This window comes from Geomonas silvestris (assembly GCF_014193515.1).
Taxonomy (GTDB): domain Bacteria; phylum Desulfobacterota; class Desulfuromonadia; order Geobacterales; family Geobacteraceae; genus Geomonas; species Geomonas silvestris.
In genome coordinates, this window is the sequence record NZ_BLXX01000006.1 from 78,352 (window position 1) to 102,414 (window position 24,063).

The 24,063-nt window shown below is 64.2% G+C and carries 16 protein-coding genes; 6 read left to right on the top strand and 10 right to left on the bottom strand.

Annotation, left to right across the window (positions count from 1 at the left end):
- Positions 1 to 18: 18 nt before the first annotated feature.
- From GMST_RS11360 to GMST_RS11370, 3 genes are all read left to right on the top strand, one after another.
- Positions 19 to 1,329 (top strand): electron transfer flavoprotein subunit alpha, encoded by a 1,311-nt coding sequence (locus GMST_RS11360; RefSeq protein ID WP_183354779.1) that lies wholly within the window; start codon positions 19 to 21, stop codon positions 1,327 to 1,329.
- 194 nt (positions 1,330 to 1,523) lie between these two features.
- On the top strand, positions 1,524 to 3,488 hold the full coding sequence (locus tag GMST_RS11365) for a heterodisulfide reductase-related iron-sulfur binding cluster (RefSeq protein ID WP_183354780.1): 1,965 nt from the start codon (positions 1,524 to 1,526) through the stop codon (positions 3,486 to 3,488).
- A gap of 183 nt (positions 3,489 to 3,671) precedes the next feature.
- Positions 3,672 to 4,469: a DNA/RNA non-specific endonuclease gene (locus GMST_RS11370; RefSeq protein WP_183354781.1), complete on the top strand. Its 798-nt coding sequence runs from the start codon at positions 3,672 to 3,674 to the stop codon at positions 4,467 to 4,469.
- Positions 4,470 to 4,559: 90 nt separating this feature from the next.
- Here GMST_RS11370 and GMST_RS11375 read toward each other — a convergent pair whose 3' ends face one another.
- The 4 genes from GMST_RS11375 to GMST_RS11390 form a co-directional block, all read right to left on the bottom strand.
- Positions 4,560 to 6,092 (bottom strand): S10 family peptidase, encoded by a 1,533-nt coding sequence (locus GMST_RS11375; RefSeq protein ID WP_183354782.1) that lies wholly within the window; start codon positions 6,090 to 6,092, stop codon positions 4,560 to 4,562.
- Positions 6,093 to 6,269: 177 nt separating this feature from the next.
- Positions 6,270 to 7,736: a DUF3443 family protein gene (locus tag GMST_RS11380; RefSeq protein WP_183354783.1), complete on the bottom strand. Its 1,467-nt coding sequence runs from the start codon at positions 7,734 to 7,736 to the stop codon at positions 6,270 to 6,272.
- Positions 7,723 to 8,187: a DUF2844 domain-containing protein gene (locus GMST_RS11385; RefSeq protein WP_183354784.1), complete on the bottom strand. Its 465-nt coding sequence runs from the start codon at positions 8,185 to 8,187 to the stop codon at positions 7,723 to 7,725. Before GMST_RS11385 ends, GMST_RS11380 begins: the two co-directional genes overlap by 14 nt.
- A 322-nt stretch (positions 8,188 to 8,509) precedes the next feature.
- Positions 8,510 to 9,184: an OmpH/Skp family outer membrane protein gene (locus GMST_RS11390; protein ID WP_183354785.1), complete on the bottom strand. Its 675-nt coding sequence runs from the start codon at positions 9,182 to 9,184 to the stop codon at positions 8,510 to 8,512.
- Positions 9,185 to 9,420: 236 nt separating this feature from the next.
- Between GMST_RS11390 and GMST_RS11395 the strand changes: the two genes are divergently transcribed.
- The 3 genes from GMST_RS11395 to GMST_RS22220 are packed head-to-tail and all read left to right on the top strand — an operon-like array spanning position 9,421 to position 11,362.
- A complete protein-coding gene (locus GMST_RS11395) occupies positions 9,421 to 9,711 on the top strand; it encodes a hypothetical protein (protein ID WP_183354786.1) in 291 nt (96 codons plus the stop codon).
- A gap of 34 nt (positions 9,712 to 9,745) precedes the next feature.
- The gene (locus tag GMST_RS11400; protein ID WP_183354787.1) at positions 9,746 to 10,012 is read left to right on the top strand and encodes a hypothetical protein; all 267 of its coding nucleotides are present in this window, start codon (positions 9,746 to 9,748) and stop codon (positions 10,010 to 10,012) included.
- Between the two features lie 18 nt (positions 10,013 to 10,030).
- Complete coding sequence (locus tag GMST_RS22220; protein WP_246399420.1) at positions 10,031 to 11,362, top strand: type II toxin-antitoxin system YhaV family toxin; 1,332 nt, start codon at positions 10,031 to 10,033, stop codon at positions 11,360 to 11,362.
- 42 nt (positions 11,363 to 11,404) lie between these two features.
- Here GMST_RS22220 and GMST_RS11410 read toward each other — a convergent pair whose 3' ends face one another.
- The 6 genes from GMST_RS11410 to GMST_RS11435 all read right to left on the bottom strand — a co-directional run bounded on the left by GMST_RS11410 (position 11,405) and on the right by GMST_RS11435 (position 24,062).
- On the bottom strand, positions 11,405 to 12,154 hold the full coding sequence (locus GMST_RS11410) for a 4'-phosphopantetheinyl transferase family protein (protein ID WP_246399429.1): 750 nt from the start codon (positions 12,152 to 12,154) through the stop codon (positions 11,405 to 11,407).
- On the bottom strand, positions 12,151 to 13,146 hold the full coding sequence (locus tag GMST_RS11415; RefSeq protein ID WP_183354788.1) for an NAD-dependent epimerase/dehydratase family protein: 996 nt from the start codon (positions 13,144 to 13,146) through the stop codon (positions 12,151 to 12,153). The genes GMST_RS11410 and GMST_RS11415 overlap by 4 nt, the downstream gene beginning before the upstream one ends.
- Complete coding sequence (locus tag GMST_RS11420; protein ID WP_183354789.1) at positions 13,143 to 14,783, bottom strand: fatty acid CoA ligase family protein; 1,641 nt, start codon at positions 14,781 to 14,783, stop codon at positions 13,143 to 13,145. The genes GMST_RS11415 and GMST_RS11420 overlap by 4 nt, the downstream gene beginning before the upstream one ends.
- Positions 14,777 to 15,691 (bottom strand): alpha/beta fold hydrolase, encoded by a 915-nt coding sequence (locus GMST_RS11425; protein WP_183354790.1) that lies wholly within the window; start codon positions 15,689 to 15,691, stop codon positions 14,777 to 14,779. The genes GMST_RS11420 and GMST_RS11425 overlap by 7 nt, the downstream gene beginning before the upstream one ends.
- Positions 15,691 to 16,734, bottom strand: a complete 1,044-nt coding sequence (locus tag GMST_RS11430) for a 3-oxoacyl-ACP synthase III (RefSeq protein ID WP_183354791.1) — start codon at positions 16,732 to 16,734, stop codon at positions 15,691 to 15,693. Before GMST_RS11430 ends, GMST_RS11425 begins: the two co-directional genes overlap by 1 nt.
- Positions 16,735 to 16,799: 65 nt before the next feature.
- Positions 16,800 to 24,062, bottom strand: a complete 7,263-nt coding sequence (locus tag GMST_RS11435; RefSeq protein WP_246399431.1) for a polyketide synthase — start codon at positions 24,060 to 24,062, stop codon at positions 16,800 to 16,802.
- Position 24,063 lies beyond the last annotated feature (1 nt).

A 24,063-nucleotide genomic window follows, 5' to 3' on the forward strand; every position in this document is an offset into this window, starting at 1 on the left:
GCGAGGAGCTGTCCAATCATGAGTGAACCCGTTAAACCGAAGAGACCCCGCGGCCGCGCCCGGGTGGTAGCCGGCAAGTGCGCCGCCTGCGGTGCCCGCTGCCAGAGCGCCTGTCCGGTCGACTGCATCGAGATGACCGACGCGGGCGAACCGCTGGTAACTGCGGACAAGTGCATCGGCTGTCTTAAGTGCGTCAAGGTCTGTCCCGCCGGGGCATTGGAGATGTTTTTCACCCCCGAGGAGGAAAAGATCCTGGCCCAGCTGGCGGGGACTGCGCTCCCCGAGGTGGACGAGGAGGAGCTGGAGCGGCGCAGGAGGATCGATCCCTATCGCGGGGTCTGGGTTTTCGTGGAGCAGAACGACGGGGAACCCGCGCGCGTTTCCTGGGAGTTGATGGGTTCCGGCCGCCAACTGGCCGACAGCCTGGACGTGGAGCTCTTCGCGGTCATCATCGGCTCGAACGTGGGGCACCTGGCACAGGAGGCCTTCTGTTACGGTGCCGACTGCGCCTACGTTCTGGATCAGCCGGTCTTCGCCCGCTACCGCACCGAGCCCTACCTGGAGGCCATGTGCTACCTGGTCGACAAGTACAAGCCTGAGGTGGTGCTGATGGGCGCGACCGGCATGGGGCGCGACCTGGCCGGAGCGGTAGCCACCCGGGTGAAAACCGGGCTCACCGCGGACTGCACCGGGCTGGGCATCGATGACAAGCGCAATCTGATGCAGACCCGGCCGGCCTTCGGCGGCAACATCATGGCCACCATCATGTGCGACAAGTTCCGCCCCCAGATGGCCACCGTGCGCCCGCACGTTATGCCGCTTCCCGAGCGCAATCCCGCCGCAACCGGCCTGGTGCTTCCGGAAGGTTTCGACATCTCCGAGGCCGCCATCTTCAGCCGGGTGCTCGAGGTGATCACCGACAAAAGCGGCAAGGACCGTGTCGATGTGGCGGGCGCTGAATTCATCGTCTCAGGCGGCCGCGGGCTCATGGCAAAGGAGAACTTCGCCATCCTCGAGGAGCTGGCCGGTGAGCTCGGTGCGGTGGTCGGCGGCTCGCGCAGTGCGGTCGATGCCGGCTGGCTGCCGCCGGACCGCCAGGTAGGGCAGACCGGGAAGACCGTGCGCCCGAAGATCTACATCGCCTGCGGCATTTCTGGTGCGATCCAGCACCTGGTCGGGATGCAGGACTCGGACGTCATCATAGCCATCAACCGCGATCCGGAAGCCCCAATTTTTGAGGTAGCCACCTTCGGGATCGTGGGGGATCTGTTCGATGTGGTTCCCGCACTGACGATGCGCATCAGGGAGTTGAAGCAGGCGAGGGCATAGGACCTCGAAGGCAAAGGCAAAAACCTCGAACCTAGGGTCAAAAACCTTGAACGAAGGCAAGCCATTGAACCCAAATCGAGTCCGATATCCCTTGCCCTTTGGGAGATGGCCAGGGTGAGGGCGGTGCCACAGGGCGCCATGAACTCTTCCTATTCATGTTACACGCAGCGACACTATTCAAAGGCGGGGAAACCATGCAACAGCCACTCTTTACCGCTCTTCTCATCGCTTCTTTTACTCTTTTCTGTTTCAGCTGTTACCGGCGACTCTCCCTGGTCAGCGTCGGGAGCGAAATCGACCGCTTTGATCAGCCGCTGAGCCGCCTGAAAGAGATGCTGGTCTACGCCATTGGGCAGCGGCGCGTGGTGCGCACGGCGTTCGGCGTTAACCATGGCGTAATCTTCTGGGGATTTTTGGTGCTGGCACTGGCAAACGCGGAGTTCCTGGTGTCGGGGGTATTCCCGGGACTCTCCTTCGCCCATCTGCCGGAGCCGTTGCGAAACACCCTGTACTTCGCCTTCGATATCTGCTCGCTGGCCACGCTCATCGCCGTGGTCCTGGCCGCGGTGCGCCGCATCGTGAACCCGCCGTACGCCGAGGCCCGGACCTTCGAGGCGTTCTTTATCCTCGCCATGATCGCGCTCCTCATGCTCGCCTACTTCGGGATGCACGCCGCCGAGATCGCACTCGGGCAGCTGCCGGCAGGTTCGGCATTCCCCATTTCCGGGCTTCTTGCCCGGGTCTTAGTCTCGACTCCGCTTGCCGGAGCCCTCCCCGCCTTGCCGGAGACCTTCTGGTGGATCCACGCCCTCGTGCTGCTGGGGTTTCTCAACTTCTTGCCGTTCAGCAAACATCTGCATATCCTGACCGCCATCCCCAACGTCTTCCTGCGTAACCTCGATCGCCCAAATTCCCAACAGCGTGAAGTGTTCGCCGACGGAAACAGCTACGGCGCCAACAGCGCCGACCAGATGAGCTGGAAGGACCTTTTGGACTCCTTCTCCTGCACCGAGTGCGGCCGCTGCCAGAAGGTCTGTCCTGCCGCCAGCACCGGCAAAAGTCTCAACCCGCGACTGGTGGTGCATGCTCTTAAAGAGAACCTGCTGGAGCGTCGTTGGCCGGGGAGCGCCGGACAACCCGCGGCCTTGATCGGCGAGGGGAGGGGACAGAGTGCCGCGGCTTCCCTTTGGAGCTGCACTTCCTGCGGCGCCTGCATGGAGGCCTGCCCGGTCTTCATCGAGCACCTGCCCAAGGTGGTAAAGATGCGCCGCCACCTGGTGCAGATGGAGGCGGAATTTCCGGAGGAACTGCTCAACTTCTTCGAAAACATCGAGCAGCGCTCCAACCCGTGGGGGATGGCCCCCTCCGAGCGGGTGAAGTGGGCCTCCCAGCTGGAAATTCCCGCCTTTGTGGCGGGTAGCACCGAATACCTGTTGTTTGTCGGCTGCTCGGGTGCCTTTGATGCCCGCAACAAGCAGGTGACTGTTGCGCTCACCAAAGTTCTCGACGCGGCAGGCGTATCCTACGGAATTCTCGGGAAGGAAGAGAAGTGCTGCGGGGAGAGCGTGCGGCGCCTGGGAAACGAGTACCTCTTTGAGATGATGGCCCTGCAGAGCGTCGAGCAGTTCCGCTCCAAGGGGGTGACCAAGGTGATCACCCAGTGCCCGCACTGCTACAACACGCTCAAAAACGACTTCCGGGACTATGGGCTGTCTGTCGAGGTCGTCCACCACAGCGAGCTCATCAAGGAATTGCTGGACCGAAAGGCGCTGCAGGTGCGTGGGGTGCAGGAATTGGGCGACGTGGTGCTGCACGATTCCTGCTACCTCGGGCGCCACAACGGCGTGTACGAAGCCCCGCGCGCTACCGTTTTGCAGCTAACCGGAGCGCCCGTCCGCGAGTTGGAGCGCAACCGTGAAAACGCTTTCTGCTGTGGCGCCGGCGGCGGCCGTATGTGGCTCGAGGAGCACGAAGGGACCCCGATCAACAAGAACCGCGTCCAGGAGGCACTGGCAAAAGATCCCGACACCATCTGCGTGGCCTGTCCGTTCTGCATGACCATGTTCGAAGACGGATTGAAGGACCACGCCGACGCTACGGCGCAGGTAAAGGATATTGCGGAGATCGTGGCCCTTGGTCTCGAGGGTGCAAAAGCCTGACGCCGGACACCGGTTAGCGCGGCGACGACCTGAAGGGAAAAAGGGGTGGGCCAAATATGGTTCGCCCTTTTTTTTGCCCTTGTGCTTCGGCGGTAGCCGTCGTACCATCCGGCGGAAAAATCCTCATGAACGCGATTCCTGAAAGTGTCTCATGCGGAAATCCCTCGCAAGACGGGTAGGGCGATGCGTCGTTATCTCTTGAGTTCGTTTGCCGTTTTCATCTTTTCGGTTCAGGTTGTTTTAGCGGGTCCCCTCGAAGATTGCCGAGAGTTCACCTCATTCGGGGTTCCCGGCCACTCCGGAGACCTCTTGTGCCGGAAAGGGTACCTGCTGGCCCACGACCCCGACAAGAAGACCCCGATTTGGGTGGTCGAGCACCTGACCCGGGAAAAGCTGAAGCGCAAGATCACCGGGCGTTCCGACGACTTTCGGCCTGACGACGATCTCGCCGAGGGGAGACGTGCCGAACTCTCCGATTACCGCGGCTCGGGCTACGACCGCGGGCACATGGCACCTGCGGGCGATCTGTCCTGGGATGAGCAGGCGATGTCGGAGAGCTTTTATCTTTCCAACATGGTGCCGCAGGTCGGCGCCGGCAACAATCGCGGCATCTGGATGGAGTTGGAGAAGAAGGTGCGCAGCTGGGGAGTGGAGCGGGGTGAGTTATTCGTGTTCAGCGGCCCTATCTATCGTGCCGAGGACCTGGAGACTATCGGTAACAACCGCGTAGCCGTACCCGGTCGCCTCTACAAGGTCGTGCTGGATCCCGGGAAGAAAGAAGCGCTCGCCGTCATTCTCCCCAACCGGAAACTGCGAACCGAGGACTTGCCGAAATACCTGGTGAGCGTCCGCGAGGTTGAGCGAGAGACCGGTCTCGACTTCTTCTCAGTTCTTCCTGCGCAGGACCAGGAGCGCCTGGAAGCAACACCGGCTGCAAGACTCTGGAGGATCAACCAGAGCCTTGGTGAAGGATGGCAGTAGAAAATCGAATAGATCCCGAGGTTGTCGTCATTCTGGCGGTGGTGCACCAGAAGCGCCGCCCTGACTACTGGTCCAACAGAACCTGAAATTTTACTGGTTTGCTGCCTTAGACGACGCTGCGATGAAATCAGCCACGTCCCTCTTGAGTTGTGCCAGCGACTCCTTTTCCAGGTACATCATGTGTCCCGAGCGGTAGCGGTGCGTGGTGATGTTCTGGCGCAGGGGTGGGGTAAGCCCCAGGTGGGCAAGGGTATAGTCCGTGGCGAAGTGCGGCGTCGCCAGGTCGAACAAACCTGAGGCGACGAAGACCTTCATGTACGGGTTCTTCGCCATGGTGTTGCGCAGGTTGTCGCTGGTGTCCGCATAGCCGTTCTTGGTCTCCCAATCCCAGTGCCCGATGCCGCCGCCCAGGGTGTAGTACTCGAGGTCGGATTTGAATCCCAACTCTTCGCGCAGGTAGTTGTTAACGAGTGAGGTGTAGGGTGGGCGGATGGTGGTCACGGTGGGGTCGAAACCGGAGGACGCAGCGGGATCTACGTTGGCTGCGTTGAAGCGGCTGTCCATGTACCCGACGGTGCGGCGCTGGTCGCGCAGCAGTTCGCGCACGAAGGTGCGGCCGTCGATCCTGAGGTTGAGGTTGTCTACCATGGCGGGCGAGAGCCCGGTGTAGCGGGAGAGCTTGGCGACCACCTCGCGGCGCTCGCCGGGGGTGAGCCGATCCCCCTTGTTGAGCGCCAACTGGTACTCGGACCCCGCCCAATTTTCCGCCTCGGTCACTGTCCGCTCCAGGTCCTGCATCAGCTCCGGTGCCAGTTTCTTGTGGTACCACGCGGTCGCCGTATAGCTCGGCAGAAAGAGCTGGTAGGGAAGGTCGTTGCCGTTATCGAAGGAGATGGTCTGGAAGTTGAGCACCGAGGAGATCAGGATGATGCCGTTCAGCGCCACGCCGTGTTCGGCAAGTTGATCCGCCATCCCGGCGCAGCGGAAGGTACCGTAGCTTTCTCCGACCAGGTAGACCGGAGAACTCCAGCGCTCGTTGCGGGTCAGGTAGAGCCTCACGAACTTGAGCAGCGACTCGATATCCCCGCGCACCGACGCGTACCCCTTGGCGAGGTCGGGCTTGCCGGCGCGCGAGTAGCCGGTTCCGACCGGGTCCACGAACACCAGGTCGCCCAGGTCGAGCCAGGAGGAGCCGTTGTCCACCAGGCGGAACGGGGGCGCCGGCAGGTTGCCGTCGGGGAGCATCTCGACCCGGCGCGGACCGAGCGCGCCCAGGTGGAGCCAGGCCGATGCCGCGCCGGGGCCGCCGTTGAACACGAACATAATCGGGCGCTTTGGGGCACCTTGAGGGGTATCGATGGTGTAACTGGTGGAAAAGATTTCAGCCTCGGGCTCGCCGGCCTCGCTGGTCAGCGGCAGGAAGCTCGCCGTCGCCGTGTAGCTGTACTCTTTCCCCCCAATGCTCACCTTATGCCGGGTAACCGCGGTCTTGGCGGTGATGGGTAGGGTCTTGCCCGGCTCCCCCTCTTTATCCGCGGCCTTGGTCTCGGATAACGGATGTGCCTGGGCCGCCTGAAGCTGGGGAACAGCCGCTGAGACAAAGATGAGCAGAAAAACTGTCACTAACCGTAATCTCGACAAGGCCGTCACCTCCAGGTTCAGTCAAGGGTATTTCTATCCCGGCAGTAATAACAACTAACCGTGGAAATATCCAGCGCTATCGCAGTAAAAAAATAGCTCCCTGATCCGGAATCCGGATGAGAGAGCTTTGGGTACCCCCGAGGCTGCGTAGCCGCAGTTCTAGAAGGCCACGTAAGGACCGGTTCCCAGCGAGGAACTCTGTCCGCTTATGCCGATGTACACGTTGCGCCCCATGAAAAACGGCAGACCCCAGTCAAAGCCGAAGTTGGAGGGACCGCCTACCTCGACGTAGACGCTGTTGTTGGTCGAGGTGAAAAGTCCCCTGAAGTTGCCTATGTTGAAGGTGACCGGCAGGGTAGGCGTGCCGTTGATGCCGACGTCGGTCGCCGAGAGGGTAAGGGTGCTCGGCGGGCAGTACCAGTTTGAGAAGACATCGTTGGGGTCGTTGGAGCAAAGCGGCAGGCTGCTCGGGAAGTAGAGCGCGTTGGAACCGGTATCCACGAAGGCCAGGTTCTGGACACCGTTGAAGATCGTCGTGAACTCGCCTGCCTGGTCAGTCGGAAAGGTCGTCACACCGGACGGGGCGTTGTTGGTCCCGGTACCGATCCCCAAGAGCAGTGATCCGTCCAGTGAGGCGAGCCCGCCTAAGGAAACGCCGGGAAGCTGCACCACGACGCCGTTTCTATCCTGGGGGAGGCTGACCACCGGGTTGCGCACCTGGTTCGTGAGACCAACCGCGGTACCCGAGCAACTCGAGCCGACGCAGCTGAAATAGACCCCGCTCCGGGCGCTGTTGGCGCAACTCGGTCCGCAGTCCTCGGCCAGCGGGCCTACCCCGAGGATCCCGGTGTAGCCGGCGATGGCGGGGGTGGAGTCCGGCGTCCCGCAGGAGGTGGGTGTTGCGAACCCGGCATCGATCACCTGGACCGGAACCGTCACCGGTTGCTCGGCTCCCAGCTGTACGTTGGCGAGCTGTACCGGCCCCCAGATGGTGGACTGGTCGGCAAACTGGATGCATTCGGCGAGGGCTCCTGAGCCTGCGGCGACCTGGGGGAGGCTCAGTCCGGGGATGGCCTGGCGGAAGATACGCAGACCGTAGCTCCCCGTGTCCAACAGGATGTCGCTTACCGTGCGGCACACGGAGTTGTCGGGGTTGCAGATGGTGACGGCGACGCACGGCTTGTTGAAATAGCCGCCAGAGGTGGCGTCGGAACAGAGTGACCCGTTCACCGCGACGCGCATGACGTTTGCGCCGGCGCCGGTGCCGCCGGTTACCGTGATGAGCGTGGAGCCGGCAACCGCGCCGAGGGTGGCGGTAACGGTGGAGACCCCGGAGGTGTTGCCGGCTGTCGCCAGCCCGGTACCCGAGGCGATGATCACCACTCCGGAGGAGGCTGACCAGGTCACCTGGCTGGTAAGGTCCTGGGTGCTGCTGTCCGAGAAGGTTCCTGTTGCGGTGAACTGCTGGGTTCCTCCTGCGGTCACCGTGGTATTCGCCGGGGATACCGTGATAGAGGAGAGCGTCGGGCCTGCCGGCCTGCCGCCGCCACCGCCGCCACAGGCCACAGGGAGCAAGGGGAGCGTTACAAGAAGTACCAGCTTGGCTATCAGACTAACGTATCTCATCGATATTCACCCCCTCCGGCAACATTGCGGGCAGATAGGCCCGTCCCTGCAGGTCGCGCATGTGGCCCCAGGTCTCCACGACCATGCGCTGGGTCACGATGCGCAGGCTCTTGCGGCCGTGCCTGCGTTCGGCCGCTCGTTTTGCGGTCCAGTATTCATTGGCGTAGGCACCCAGAATCGTGTCGAAATCCGGGTGGATCATTCCGTTCCAGGCGATGGCAAACACGATCCCCGAGGCGTTGATGTACTCCCGCACCGTGGTCGATTCGAGAGAGAGTTCCTGGATGGTGTAGGCTGCGGTCTTCGAAACGCTTTTCTGGGTGGCAGCCAGCGCTCGGCGGTCCCTGGCCACCGAATCGTACTTCTGGCCAAGGGTGGCCAGGGCTGGTCCTGTGCCTGCAAGAAATGCGGTGATGCAGGCCAACAAAAGTACTGACGAGGTTCTTTTCATGGCGCACGTTCCTTTGCCGGCCTCTCGCATCCGGCGCTTTGGGCTGACCTGGTTGTTGCTGCATTACAGGTAGTTTCGGCAGCCGCATTTAAAACCTTAGAAAAAACTAACCAATAAAAAATTAAATTTTGAGGCGCTGCAGGGAGCGCGGGGCGCCGGTTTTGGGTTGAAATCGGTAGAGGTTTTATTGCGGGACAGTTTCGATGGTTTCCGCGCCAATGGGGGGGACGGGACCGGAGGGAAAAGGGGAGGGGGCGGGCAAAAAAAAATCCCCCTGCGTTGAAGGGGGATTTCGGGGTGGCGCCGGTGCGGCTGTTATCTCTTATTTGCTGCCGGTTTCCTTGTTAAGCAGCGAGATGATCTCGTCCGTCACATCTTTAGGCGCAGGGATGTCGGCGCTGTAGAGCAGCTCTTTTTTGGTGAGGATAGCTGCGTAGCCGTTAGCCTTGGCGTACTCCGCGGCAACCTTCTTGATCTGCTTGAGGATCGCCTCGGTTTCTTTCTCCTGCATCTCCTGCATCTCCTGATCGCTGGAGCGCAGCAGCTTCTGGTACTCTTCCACCTTTTTCTGGAATTCTTTCTGCTTGGCGACCCGCTCTTTCGGCGAGAGGGTTTCCAGTTTCGCCTCTATGGCGTTTTTCTGCTTCTCCAGCTGTTTCTGCTTCGCCTGGATCTTGGCGGAGAGCTTCTCGGACCTGCTTTTCAGGGACTTGGTGGCGGCTTTGCCACGGTCACTTTCCGAGGCGATCTGGGACATGTCGACGTATCCCAGCTTCAAGCCGTGCTCCTTGACCTCCGGAGCCTGGGTGGCCGGTGCGGTGCTGACTGCCGGCGTTGCCGGAGCCGGAGCCGGAGCCGGAGCCGGAGTAACTGCCGGTGCTGCAACAGCCGCCGGCGCGTTGGGAGCGGCGGTGGTCTCGGCAGGGGCAGCCAGCGCGGTGCCTGCCACCAGGGCAGTGACGGCGGAACCCAAAACAAGAGCAGCGAACTTCTTCATGATGTATCCTCTCTGGTCGTTTGATGTGCGGATTAGATGAACCGAATGAGGATAAATCCTTTGCGGTATTTTGGCAATTAAAGAATAAAGGAAATACTGGGATAGTTCCGGTTTATCCAAGGCCGTGGCGCTGCCGGCGCTTTTATGCCTCAACCTTTCAGCGCTGCTGCCGAAGAACATCCGTATTGACTCCCCCCTGCGCCGCTGTTACCATGCCCGCCACGAAAGGAGCCAGCATGACTGACATTCTAAAAAAACTGCAGGGGTGCCTTCCCACCGGGACCTGTGAACCGGGACTGCTCGACGAGGCGGCGCGCGAGATCCGGGAGCTCAAGGAGCGCAGCGACGCTCTCGAGGAGATCCTCATCATGCTGGTGCGCACCAGCATCCCCTGGGATGCGGATGGCACTCCGACCGAGAATTTCCCCGCATTCCAGGAGCGGTACCAGCGCCTGATGCACGAAGCCGCCGACCTTTTGGGACTCGATGTCCGCAGCACCCTCACCCGCACCGAACCCAAGACCTGAGCAGGTGCCGGGCTGGGCAATGGAGGCCCCGATAATGCAGCTAGTGCAAGAGATCGCCTTTTACCTTGTCTTTTTCGCGATTCCAGGTGTGGTCGGCGCGCGCATCGCCTGGACCAAGGGACGCAACCCGCTTTTGTGGCTGGTGCTGAACGGCCTGTTCGCGCCCACCCTGATGGTCACCATCTTCCAGGGACCGACACGCGCCGTCCCGGGACATTATCGGCAGTGCCCGTCCTGTCACGGTTACAGTAAGTGGCGGGAGAGCGTCTGCAAGTACTGCCAAAGCGAGCTACCCCTCTAACCGCTTCGAGTCGCCCCGATGATCTCCCAGACCCAGATCGAGTTCCTGCAAGCGTTCGCTGAGTTGAACCGGTTCTCCCGCCGCGAACCGAGCCAGCGGATGAAGCTCTCCAAGTACCGGAACCTGGCGCAGAGTCTTTTGCGCCGGGACGAGATGTGCGGTTACACCCTGCTGGGGCTGCTGGCCTGCCTGGAGCGCGACATCCCGGCCATGCACGAGCACCACAAAAGGGCGCTCGAGCTGGAAGAGTCCTGCTTCTCCCTCATCTACTACGCGGTTTCCCTGGAAAAATCCTGCCTTTGGAGCGAGGCGATCCGCTACGGCCTCATCGCCCTCGACTACGACCCGCACAATGGGAAGATCTTCGAAGCCATCCTGAAGCTGGTGCCGTTAAGCGGCCGGATCACACTCTACCAGCGCCTTTTAGCCCAGTGGCAAACCGCCAACTGCGGCGTTCCCCACACCTGTCACCTCGACGCGGTGATCATGCTCGAACTCCTGACCCGCCACGAACTGAAGGAGCGCGACCTGAAGGAGATGCTCGACGCTCTCGGCGCCGCCCTTTCCGAGAGCAACCTCGTTCTGGATAACTTCCGCTACGAGATCGTCACCCGCCCGCGTCAGGCTCCGTTTTTGCACTTCCGCTTCATCGTTCCCGATGACCTGGCTGTCGCTTCTTACGAGGACGCGGTCGACGCTCACCTCGCGCGGACCTTCTACCACCCGCGTCTGACCGATGCCTTCTCCTTCAGTTTCGAGAATGCGGCCGTCTACGAACTGTACGCCAGCATGGAGCAGGAACTTGCCCTGGTCGGCGAGGAGTTGCGCGTTCCGGACCCGGAAAAACTTCAGCTCATCGAGGAGTTGGTGGCGGGGGGCGGCGCTGTGACCGGTGCCGAACCGAAACTGAGCCGGTTGCGCTTCCACGCCGTTTTCGAGATGGTGCTCGACGAGCTGGTGGCCGTTGTCGCCAAGGAAAAGCAGCGCGACCCGGGAAACTACCGGAAGTCGCCCCAGACCAGGCTGCTGGCCCGGATCTACCGCGCCCTACGGCAGGAGATCCCCGGCGACCCGCAACACGCGAGCTACTACCAGGGGCGCAGCGAGGGGCACAGCTACCAGTACTGGAAGCGCGCCAAGCCTTGCGACAAGTACCGGCTCTTCTTCAAGCACTTGAAGGAAGAGGACCTGGTGGTCTTCACCTGGATCACCAGCGAAATTTCGGCCGCCAAGTACCGCAGCCAAATGAACACCCACCGCGCCGTCAGGCAGGGGATCACCCTAGAGCCGCGCCCCGCGCCGGAAAGCGTCCCTGCGCTGGAGCCCCAAAAAGTGGACCTGTTTTTGTAGGTAGTCGTCGAGATGTTGAAAGGTAAACGGTTGAAGGTGCTGCTAAACCGGCTGGAAGCCGAAGAGCTTCAGCTCGGGGCGCTCGACCTGCACCGCAACAGCGGCGCAGTACCCTGCCGGGGCCGGCACGTCGCGCAGGCTCCAGTGCCGGGGTGCCTCGGGATAGCCCTGGTGGGCGATAAGGGCGGCCGGGGCATCGGGGGCGAGGGAGACCTGGAAAAGGTTGGCGGGCTGGGAGAACCCGGCGCCGGTCCCTTTCAGGTAGGCTTCCTTGCGGGTCCAGCAGCGGTAGAAGGCGCTTCGTTGGCCAGCCGGATCCAGGGCGAAGAGTTGCTGCTGCTCCGCCGGCGCGAAGTAGCGCTCCGCCATGGGACGGTACTCGAGGTCCTCGCGGATTTCCTCAAGATCTACCCCCACTTCGCAACCTGCCGCGGTGGCGATGAGCAGGTAGCTGCCGGCGTGTGACAGGTTGAAGCAGAGTGCATCCGGCTCCAGGTGCTCCGACAGGTGCAACTTGCCGAACTCCCCCTCCGAAAGCAGTACCCTCCCTGGCGCTTCCCCCAGATAGCTTCCCAACAGTTGACGCAAAAGACCCCGACTGACGATCGCCTGGCGTCGCTTGGGCGGGTCGAGCAAACGCTCACTGCGGGCCAGCTCAGCCGGGGTGATAACGTCTTTTAAGCTCTCGAGTTCCTGGTCGGTGCAGTCGAGCGGCAGCAGGTGCAGGTGAACCTGATTCGCGCGGGGGAGTGCGGGGAGGTGTTGGGCCAAGGGCGTGGCCGGCCGGATCAAGGCCCCTCCGAACGGAAGCTCGCCTTGAGAAGCTTGAGCCCTTCCTCGATGGAGATGCGCGGCTGGTAACCGAGTTCTTCGCGGGCGGCGCTGATATCGAACCAGTGGGCGGTCGAGAGTTCGCTGGCGACGAAGCGGGTCATCGGGGGCTCGCCGGAGAGGCGCAGGGTCTTCCAGGCCACCTCGCAAAACGTGCCGATGGCGTGGGCCAGGGCCGGCGGGATGCTGCCGGTGACCGGCGCAACGCCGGCGGCATCGAGGATCCGGTTCACCATCTCCCACAGGGGCACCGGCTCGCCGTTGGAGATGAAGTAGGCCTTCCCGGCGATGGGAGAGCCGGGTTCCAGCCGATCGGCGGCGTTCAGGTGCGCCTGGGCCGCGTTGTCCACGTACACCGTGTCGACGAGGCAGGGGCGCTTGCCGATGCGGCGCAGCTTGCCGGCCTTCCCCTTGGCCACGATGCGCGGCACCAGGTGGTTGTCGCCGGGGCCCCAGATGAGGTGCGGCCGTAGCGCAACCGTGGCCAGGAACGAAGAGTTTGCCTCGAGCACGAGCTGTTCGGCGATCGCCTTGGTGTGCGGGTAGTGCGCCTCGTAGCTGGCCGGGTAGCGCAGCTTTTCCGTGCCCCCTTCGATGTCGGAGCCGTCAAAGACGACGCTTGGCGAACTGGTGTAGATGAGCCGCTTGATCTTAAGTGAGCGGCAGGCCTCCACCACGTTCTGCGTCCCCAGCACGTTCGCCCGGTAGAACTCCTTGTAGTCTCCCCAGATCCCGGCCTTTGCCGCAACGTGGAACACGACGTCGCACCCCTCGGCCGCCTCGTGCACGGCAGCCGGGTTCGCCAGGTCTCCAGGGAACTGCTCGACACCCAGGAAGGAGAGGTGGGGGTACTTCCCCCGGGCGAAGCTGCGCACCTCGTCGCCGCGCTCGCGCAGCTGGCGCACGATGGCGCTTCCCAGAAAACCGCCGCCACCGGTGACCAAAGCCCTCATTGGAGCCTCCTCGCCGCCCAGACCGCCAGCTTCTCGCGGAAGATCTTGGCGTTGTGCCGGATGTCGACCGGAAATGCCGGGTGAAACAGTATGGTTTCTATGCTGTGGGTATGGATGTGGTCGCGGGCGATGGCCAGAAGTTCCGAGCGTACCGCTTCCTGGTCCACCTTGATCCCTTTTTCCAGCTCGACGCAGAGCACCGGGCGCTGCTCGCCGCGCGGGCCCACGCCGACCAGCGCGGTGCGGAACACCGCCGGGTGCGTGTTGAAGACCGCCTCGCAGGGGATGGTGAACAGGGTGCCGGAGGCGGTTTCCAGACGGTGCGACTTGCGGCCGCAGAACCATACCCGCCCATCCTCGTCGCGCCCGCCCAGGTCTCCCATGCGGTGGAAGAACGATCCGGTTTCCGGGTCGGCGATCTTCGAGAGGTGGTCGGCGTCCGGGCGGTTGTAGTAGCCGCGGGTCACCTGCGGTCCCTGGACGACGATCTCGCCGATCTTTCCGGTGGGGACGCGCAGCGATTCGTCCCAGTAGAAGATGGGATCGTCCGTTATCTCGATCACCTCGAGGCGGACCCCCTCGACCGGCCTCCCGATGCACACCCCGCCGCCGGCGTCGGTGATGCCGCGGGTGCTCCCGAGGATCTCGCCACTTCCTATGGAGCAGACCGGCAACGCCTCGGTGGCGCCGTAGGGGGTGAAGACCTCGGTTCCCGGGGCGAGCAGCGAGGTGAATCGCTCGAGGACCGCGGCGGGGACCGGGGCGCCGGCGGAGATGGCGCGCTTCAAGGTCGGGAGCTTCACGCCGTGCTTCACGCCGTAGCGGCTCACCCGGTTGATGAGCGCGGGGGAGCCGAACATGGTGGTGACGCCGTAACCGGTGATGGCGTCGATGATGCTGCGCGGGTTGACCGAACCGGGGCGGGTGAAATCCATCTCGGGGATCACCGCCGTCATCCCCAGCGCCGGCGCGAAGAGGGCGAAGAGCGGGAAGGTGGGGAGGTCGACCTCGCCGGGCTGGATCCCGTAGACCTGGCGCAGCGCCTCGACCTGGGCCGCGAAGTTGCCGTGGCTGTACACCGCCCCCTTCGGCGCCCCCGTCGAGCCGCTGGTGAAGAGGATGGCTGCCACGTCGTCGTGGCGGGTCGGTGCCGGGATGAACGGCTCGTGCGAGGCGTCGCGGTTGATTAGGTCGTTCAGCGTGCAGCCGCCCCAGAAAAGCCGCGGCCCCACCGTCACCAGGGTCCGGATCGACCCCTTGCCCCAGCCGAAGATGAGCCGGGCCAGGTGCGCCTTGGGGATGCCGATGAAGGCGTGCGGCTCGGCCTCGGCGAAGCACATCTTCAGGTTCTTGATCCCCAGCCCCGGATCGATGAGCACCGGCACCGCGCCGGCCTTGAAGAGGGCGAAGGTGAGGGCGAAGAACTCCGGGCTCGGGGTCACCATGAGCACCGTGCGGATGCCGCGGCAGATGCCGACGCTCAGGAGGTTGCGGGCGATCCGGTCGCTCATCTGGTTCAGCTCGGCAAAGCTCAGCCGGCGTCCCTGCTTGGGAAAGATGATCGCGGTGGTATCCGGCTGGCGGCGCGCCATCTCGGGGAGGTGGGCGGCGATATTGACCAGGGTTTCGTTCAGCATCGGCTCTCGCTGGCGGGCACCGGGGAGGTGGTGTCCAGGAAGTTTTCGATAAGCGGGACCACGTCGTCCTTCATGTCTTCCAAAACGTAGTGTCCGGCGTCCGGGTAGCGGTGCACCTGGGCCTCCGGGAAGCGTTGGATCCACTCTTTCAGGAAGGTGGGGTCGAAAACGAAGTCCAGCTCCCCCCAGTAGATGGAGATGGGGAGACCGCGGAATTTTACCAGACTATCTGCCACCTGGCTCACCAGGTCGAAGTTGCGGTCCCCCGGGAAAAGCGGGATATCCTGCACAAAACGCAGGGTTGCGATCCGGTTTTTCCAGGAATCGTAGGGCGAGCGGTAGGCCTGCTGCAGGTCGCGGGGCATCGGGTTCTTCTTGCAGCCGACGATGGAGGCGCCAACGCTGAAGGCGTTGAAACCGCGCACCAGGAGCGCCCCCAGCGCGGTGTCGCGGCAGATCTTGAGCCCCAGGGGGAACTTCTTCTCCTTGGGGAGGTGGAAGGCTGCGGTGTTAAGGAGCACCAGGCGCCCGATCCGCTCCGGGTGCCGGGCCGCGTAGGCCATGCCGATCATGCCGCCCCAGTCGTGCAGGACCAGGGTAATCTTCTCGGTGATCCCCAGGTGGTCGATCAGGCGTTCCAGGTCGTCGACCCGGCGGGGGAGGGTGTAGTCGTAGCGCTCGTCGCCGGGCTTGTCCGAGAAGCCGCAGCCGATGTGGTCCGGCACGATGCACCGGTATCGGTCGCGCAGGGCCAGGACCAGGTTGCGGTAGTAGAAAGACCAGGACGGATTGCCGTGCACCATGACTATCGGGTCGCCGGCCCCCTCGTCCAAGTAGTGGTAGGAGAGTCCGTCGAGGTCGAGCCGTTTGCCGGTGAAGGTGTAGTAGTTTTTAAGCTCCGCAGTCATCACCAATCCACCCCTAACATCATGCAGTTAAGCCCGCTGCCGATCCCCAGCATGGCGACCCGGTCGCCCTTTTCCAGGATCTCGCGCTCGTCGGCCAAGGCCGCGGTCAAAGGCAGGGATACCGTTCCCATGTTCCCCAGGAACTCGTAGGTGGTGAAATCCTTGTCCAGCGGGATCCCCAGCGTCTTCAGGATGGCGCTTTGGTGCGCGCTCCCGACCTGGTGGCAGACCACGCGGTCCACCTCCGAACTCTGCCACCCCATCTCCGGGAGGAAGCGCTCCCAGGTGCGCATGCCGAGTTCCACGCCGTAGTTCATCACGTTCACCGCGTCGGTGCTCATCGACTGCACGAAGCCCCCCTTGCCGTCGGGAGCGACCCCCCAGAGGCACAGGGCGTGGTGTTCCGGAGCCGCCAGCGTCATGCCGCCGCGCAACTTGCGACGCTGCGATCCGGAGAAGGAGCCGTCGGTGAGCAGGACCGCCACCGCGCCGGAGCCGCCGGTCAAGGTGGCAAGCGAGGAGGCGAAGTTTTCCATGCGCTGGTCGGCCAGCATGCGGGCGATCATGATGTCGTTGATGTCGCGGGCGCTTTCGCAGGAGACCACGAGCCCTGCGCGGATCTGGCCCAGTTCGATGCGGTTTGCCACCTCGAGGATCCCGTTCAGGACGCCAAGGCAGGCGTTGGAGAGGTCGAAGACCGCGGCGGCGCCCGAAACCCCGAGCTTGGCGGCGACCCGGCAGGCCGTTGCCGGTTCGAACTGTTCCCGGCAGACCCCGGTGTAGACTAGGGCGCCCAGTTCCGAAGCGGCGATGCCGGCTGCGGCGAGCGCCTTCTTGCCGGCAGCTGCGGCGCCTTTGGAGAGCGGGAAGCCCGGCTCCCACCAGCGCCGTTCGCGGATGCCGGTGAGCGCCTGCAGCTGCCCCGGTGCGAAGTGGAGCGCCTTGTAAAGCGGCTCCAGCCGCGACTCGAGCTCCGCCGAGGTGACCACCACCGGGGCAAGCTCATAGCCGAAAGACTCGATATATACCTTGGAATACTTCATTGAGCACCTTAACTGCTGTGTTGGTTATTTCAGTAATTCACCTAGCTGCTGCCAGAGGTTCCACCTTACCCCCGCACCACCTGCACGGTGAAATCGTTCATCTGGTAAATCGCCCGGCCGTCCACCAAAAGGAACCCGGCAGCGGTCAAAAGACGCTTCCCGTCGTCGGCCCCGGTGATCCAGCAGACCACGGTCACCTCCTTGTTGGTCGGCACCACCTGGCCGCGGTAGAGCCAGCGATGACGCTTCTCAAGCGCCACGGAGGCGAACTGGTCCCCCTCCTGCCAGCCCCAGCGCTGAACCGCCGCAAACTTCATGAGCTGCTGGAACGACTCGAGCCCCAGCGATCCCGGGGTAACCGGATCCTCGTAGAAATGGGCCTTGAAGAACCACTCCTCCGGGTTCACCACCTTGATCCCCTTCACATAGCCAAGCCCGGCAGGACCGCCGTCCGGCACGTACTGGTCGATCCGGTCGATCATGCGCAGCATCTGCTCCGGGAAGGGAGTCTCGACCGGGTAGGGGAGGCTCACGCTCCTCGCGACTTCCTCCGCCGTGGGCTGGTACGGTGCCGCCTCGCGGATGCCTACTTGGTTCGCCAGCGCTTCCTTGGCGAAGAAGCCGAACATGGTCTCGCCCTCGTAGAGGATCCCCTGGCGGTCGGCCACGCTGAAATCGAACTCCTGGATGATCATCCCGCCGCTGGTGGCGACCTTGGTGAGGGTTGCCGTCGCGGTCAGGGTGCCGCTTTGCGGGGTGACCGGGCGGTGCTGGACCGCGTTCCCTCCCAGGTTTCTAAAGGAGATGTCCGTCGGGCTGTTCAGCGCCGAGCCGACATAGGCGGCCAACCAGCCGCAGGGCTGCAGGGCGGCCTCCAAAAGGACCGAGAAGGGCATGCGCGGCTGGCGCTCGACGGCGAAGTACCACTCGTCGACCGGGATGTCGTACTGCGCCTCGGCCATGGCGCCCGCCACCATCTGCCACGGCTCACCCTTGAGCGCCGTGACCCGGTCCATGAACTGGAACGGCGGGCCGGGGAGGCGGGCGATCTTGCGCTCGTTATCGAAAATCCGGTAACGCTCACCGAAGCCTTCCGACGGTTTGCCGTTACTGTAGGCGAGGATCTGCTCCTTGGTGTAGAGCGCCGGTTTGTGCTGGTAAAGGCTGGCCGGGTCGCTGGCAACGGGCTGTGCCGCTACAGCTCCCTGTTTCTTCCAGAGGTTAAGCAGCATCTCTTTATTGGTGCCCGAGAGTCGCGCCGACATGTTGGTGATCTCGACGATCGGCTTGCCGTCGGCGTACATCAGCGCGTCCACGATGGCGTAGGGCTCGGGGCGGTAGCCCAACTCCCGCACGGTCACTTCGTAGCGCACCACCTTGGTGCTTTCCAGCACCTGCCCGCGGCAGCAGAGCTGGCTGGCGACACCGGGGACCGGCTGCCAGGTGGCACCCTGTGCCTCCGCCACCCATCCCATCCGCAACAGCAGGATGCGCAGGGTGTGCATGCAGCACTCGTACATGAGGGTGCCCGGCATGACCTTGTCGTCGACGAAGTGGCAGGTGATGAACCAGTCCTGGGGATGGATATCCGCCTCGGCCTGGATGAAGCCCATCTGGTAGCGCCCACCTTGCGGGTCGAGCTCTACCACGCGGTGCACCAGCTTCATGGCGCCGCCGGGGATGGTGAGAGGCCTACTGATCGAGATGCCGGCAAAGGCAGCGCCGAAGCAGCCGGCCAGGTCTCCCCGGCGCAGCTGGTCGAGCTGGGCCGCGCTGTAGCGCTCCCGGGACATCGGCACCAGGTCGGTCCAGTCCGTCGGGCGCTTGCCGTTACGGGGCCTCAGGTCGAGCGCCCCGCGCACGATCCCTTTCCCCGCAGCGAGCTCTTCCGCGCTGAAGAAGCCTGCGCAACCGTTGCGCATCGACATGAGCGGCTCGCCGTTCACCGTCGCCTCGAAGTGGAAACGGAACAGGTAGGTCTCGCCCTGGCGGAAGAAGCGCTCGATACGGATGTCGTAGTGGATGGTCTCTCCCGGTCCGGGGAGGTCCCGGTGGAAGGTTACCACTGCGTCAAGAAGCCGATAGACGGCGAGACCGCGGGTGATGAAGTCGATGCCGAGGTACCCGGAGAGGAAGAGGTCGGCCTGTCCTGCCTCGACCGCGATGCAGGTCGGGATGCGGCCGCCGTCCAGGTACCAGGCGCCGGGGAGCACGTCGTGCTCGGTGACCACGCGGCCGCTGGTCATCGACTTCGGCTCGCCCTCCACGGTCATGATCCGGTCCACCAGCATGAGCGGCTCGTCGGGGAGGCGCACCCTGGTCGGGAAGCTGTCCGCCTCGGCGAAGGCCGGCCCGAGCATCTTGCCGACCGAACCGCGGGCGAACTCGAAGCACATGTCGCGATCAAACGCCGGCGCCGGTTTGGCTGGCTGGGGCGGAGTCGGTGCGGCGAAAAGCTGCGCTGCGGCGGCCGCGCTGGCAGCAGTATTCGCAACCGCGGCGGCAGGCTCGCTCGCGGCTGCGGCCAGGACTGCAGGGCCACCGGTCGCCAGAAGCTGCTCCTGAAGCAGAACCTGCAGCTTTAGTGCGTGAGCCATCGAATCTGCTAGGTTTTCGGCAACCTTCAGGTAGGCCTCGTGCGCCTTGAGGCGCGCTTCCTGCGCTGCGGCAAACTCGGCCAGAAGCGGAGCCAGGGAACCTGCCGAAGCAGAACCGGGCGCCGAGGTGGTTTCGCCACCGGTTAGGCCAGCGGCCGGATGAAGCTGTAAGGGTTGAGTAGGAGCGATAGCTGCCTCTGGCCGAGCTGCTGTCTGAAGCTGGACCGCGGCAGGTGCAATGGAAGGACCTGCTTGGGTCGCAACAGCCGCAGGAGCAGCAGGAGCCTTCCCGGCTGTGACGGGTACCGGCGTAGGGTGTCGTGTCGGTGCTTGATTCACCGGTATTTCCATCCTTGTTGCGGTTACGGTGGTGACAATTCTGTCCGACGGCTCGGCCGACACCATGTCGCCCATTCCGGATGTTTGGCCGGCAGGAAGCGTCGGGGAGAACGGTGCGCCGCCGGTGCCGAACCTGAGGCTGTTCCCCTGGCCGGCAGTGCTGCTCATCCCGAGTGTCAGGGGAGCCGTTGCAAAGAGCGGCTCGAGGTTTACCGGGACCCGCTCGGTCACCAGGTGGGCCAACAGGCGCATGATGGCCGAGACCGGTTCCACGCCGGGGAGGCACGCAGAACGCGCCACATGGGGCCGACCGGCCAGGATCCGGCCGATCATCCTGCTGCAGGATCCGCCGGGGCCCATCTCGAGGAAATAGCGGACCCCTTCCTGGTATGCCGCCTCGATCACCTTCGGGTAGTCGATACCGTCTATCGCCTGGTTCAGGATCGACTCGGCGGCACTGCGGCGGTTCACCTGGTAGGCGCTCCCAGCGGCACCGCTGTAGAAGGTGAGGGCGGGGGCAGGCTGCGTGGTGAACAGGTGCAGGTCGTGGTAGGCCTGCGCCACCTCGCGCGCCACCTCGCAGTGCACGGTGGTTACACCCTGCAGCGGGAAGAACCGGCAGTCGAGCATGGCGACCAGGTGCTTCACCCACTTGGTGTCGCCGCCGATCACGCACTCCTCCGGGGTGTTCACGATGAGGAGATAGACCCGCGAGGTCTTCTTCAGGGCACGGCGCACTTCGCGTGCCGAAGCGTCGACCACGCCGATGCTCCAGCTGATCTCCTTGCCGGCCGCCTCGCCCCAGGCCCTGCGTGCCGCACGGCATTCGCCGGCCAGGTCGTGGGTGAAGAGCGAGGAAGCGCGCATGCGGGCCAGCATCAGGTCGCGCTCCTGCCAGGTCCGCGAGGCGAAGAGGCCTGCCGATTCCCCAAGGCTGTAGCCGATGATGGAGCCGGGGGCGATGCCGAAGCTGCGCACCAGGTCGCTGACGGCGCAACCGGTGGCTACCTGCCCGAAGATCACCGCCAGGTGGTTCTCGTGCACCGACTCGATCGGAGTGCCGTTCCAGAACTGCTCCGGCTGGAACTGTTCCCTCAGGTAGAGGTTCTCGGCGTCCTGGCGGCGGAAAATCTCCGGCCAGCGCGCCGAGAGCTCCATCCCCATGCCGGCGAAGTGGTTGCCGGATCCCGGGAAAATAAAGCCTATTTTGCCGGACGCCCCTATCGGGTTCGCGCTGAAGAAGACCCGGTCGCGCAGCGCCGGAGGGATCAACGCTTCGGCCTGGGCTGCGGTTGCGTTCAAGAGGCGCTCGCCCTGCGAGATGAGGGCGGAGAGTTCCTCGTGGTTGCGTGCCACCAACGAGACCGCCAGGGGATGCTGGGCATCCTGTCGGCTCTGTTGCCAGCTGGCGGCCAGGTTGTAAAGGTCGGCGCCGGTAGAGGCTGCTGCCTGGCGGCGCAGTTCGGCGAGCCCTTTCTCCAGCTCTTTCTGGTCCGAGCCGGTGATGCAGAAGAGGCATTCCTTCAGCGGGCCCAGCGGGGCGACCCGGTCCGGAGCCGCGGGGAGGGGTGCCGCATCGCATCCTTCCAGCACCACATGGCTGCAGCTGCCGTCCACGCCGAAGACGGAGACCCCGGCGTGGCGGGTTCCCTCGGCGCGGTTTCTGAGCCAGTAACGCGACCCGGAGGGGAGGAAAAGCGCGCCGTCTCCCGAGACCTTGGGAAGCGGCCTGGCGACCGCCTTGTGAGGCGCCGGGATGATCTCCTGGTACAGCGCGAGGCAGCCGCGCACGAACGCCGCGAGGCCAGAGGCCGCACCGGTGTGGCCGATCTCCGATTTCACGCTCCCGACTGCAATGCTGCGCTGCATCGCCGGTTGAGCCGCCTGATCATCGCTGCCTGCGTCGCAGGCCGGGGTCTGGCCTCTCTGGTCGAAGAATGCCGACAGAGCTGCCGCTTCCATGCGGTCCTCGGCTGCGTTGCCGCTGCCGTGCGCCTCGAGGTAGCCGACCTGGGCCGGCTGGACGCCTGCCTCGCGGTAAGCACGTTTCAGCGCTTCACCGTAGGCTTCCGCTCCCGGGAGCATCGCGTTGCCGCTGGTCGAGCCGATCCCCTTGATGACCGCGTAGATCCGGTCGCCGTCACGTTGGGCGTCGCTGAGCCGTTTCAATACCAGGCAGGCCGCACCTTCACCGACGGTGCTGCCGTCGGCGCGATCGTCGAACGGCGTTGCGGCACCGCTGGGCGAGTAGGGGCGCCCGAGGTGGTGGCCGAGTGCAGCGCGCAGGTCACCCGCAAGGTCAACGGCACCGGTCAGGGCGCGGTCGATCTCTCCGGCCTGCAGCTGGCGCACCGCGATCTCCAGGGCACGAAGCCCCGAGCTTTCTTCGCTGGAAACGGTGAAACTGGGGCCGCCCACCTTGAATTCGCGGGCCACCCGGCTCGCAACCACGCTCCCCAAGGCACCCATGGTGCGGTTCGCGGTAAGGGCCGGACCGCTTTGCTCGCGCAACTGGTCCACCCACCGGGCAAAACCCTGCTCGTCGAGAGTAAGCCCCAGCTCCTTGGCCCAAACTTTTGCCTTTTCGGCGATCGACCAGCGGAAGGCGAAGTTGGTCGAGTTGAGGTCCAGGGCGATGCCGATGAAAACGCCGGCTCGCAGGTTGTCGGAGCGGTCCATTCCGGCGTCGGCCATGGCAGCAGCAGCCGACTGCAGCATGAGGAGCTGCTGCGGCAGCATCTCCTCCATCTCGCGCGGCGGGATCCTAAACGCGGTGGGGGGGAGTTCGAACTCGTCCAGGTAGTAACCGGAAAACGGCGTCCCCTTCAGCTGTTCCTCGGCGAACCAGTCGCTTTTTTCCGCGCCCCACCAGTCCTTCGGTTTGGATGCCGCAACGGAGCTGTCGCCGCCGAGGACCCGGCGCTGGAAGGCGCTCAAGGACTGCCAGGAGCCAAACCGCGCATCCATGCCGACCACGGCCACCAGCTCGAGCTCAGAATCCTCGCGAATCTCGATGGTCTCCGAAGCGGCGCTTTCCTGCGGCGCGCTCTGCGGCAGCCACTCCTCGATCAACAGGTGGGCGTTAATGCCACCAAAACCAAAGGCGCTCACCCCGGCCCGGCGCGGGGCCGTCGCGGAGCGGCGTTTCCAGGGCTCAGTCTTCTGCAACACCCGGAAGGGGCTCTGCTCCAGCCCGAAGCCGGCAGGTGCCGCCTGGAATCCGGCGGTTGGGGGCAGGCTTTCCTGAGCCATGGCGAGGAGCACCTTGGTAAGCGCGGCGCCGCCGGCAGCCGTCAGGAGGTGCCCGATGTTGGACTTCACCGAGCCGATGACGCAGCTTCCGCCACCCTCGGCCTCTTTCCAGAGTTCCTTCAGGCTTGCCACCTCGGTCGCGTCGCCCACCGGGGTGCCCGTCGCGTGGCACTCGATGAGGTCGACATCTTCGGGGCGCCACCCTGCCTGCGCGTAGGCCGCCCGCATCGCGCGCAGCTGCCCCTCCGACATCGGAGCGAGAAGGCTTCCTCCCACGTCGTTGGAGAGGCCGATCCCCCGGATGATTCCGTAGATGTGATCGCCTTGGGCGATGGCGTCCTCGGTCCGCTTCAAGAGGAAGATGCCGGCCCCTTCGCCGACCACCAGGCCGTCGCCGGCCGCGTCGAACGGCGAGCAGATGCCGCGCTTGGAGAGGGCGCGCAGCTGGGAGAAGCCCATCTGGGTGTAGAGCGGGTCGGGGCGCGACACGCCGCCGGTCAGCATGGCGTCGGCGCGGCCGGAGAGGAGTTCCTCGGCGGCGAGCTTGATGGCGTAAAGCGAGGAGGCGCAGGCGGCGTCCAGGGTGCAGCAACCGCCCCCCAGCCCGAGCGCGGCGGAGAGGATCCCGGCGGGAAGCCCGGCTACGTAACGGTTTAAGGGGTCGACCGCAGCCGCAGGGAGGGCGCGCCCCAGGAGTTTTTCCTCGAAGGTGCGCCCCAGGAACAGGCGGGAGAGCTCTGCCGATTTTTCGCTGGGAAGGGCGAGGTTGCCGATGATGACGCCGACCCGGGAGCGGTCCAGGCCGCTCGTCACCGCGGAGCCGAAGGCCCGGGAGCCCGCGTGCAAAAGGAGGTGGAAGAGCGGGTCCAGCCCCTTAAGAAATGCCGGATCCAGCTGCAGCCCGGAAAGTTCGGATGCCGAAGGGAGGTTGTCGATGAAACAGCCGTGCCGGGAGTAGACGTGGTCCGCCTTGCCCGGCTCCGGATGGAAGGCCTGTTCTGCGGGGAGCTGCCAGCGTCCCGGAGGAACTACCCGGGTGGCGCTTCTGGCGTTACTGATGTTATCCCAGAACGTACTGAGTTCGGGCGCGTCGGGAAAGATCCCGCCGATGCCGACGATCGCAACGGATGGGGACTGCATG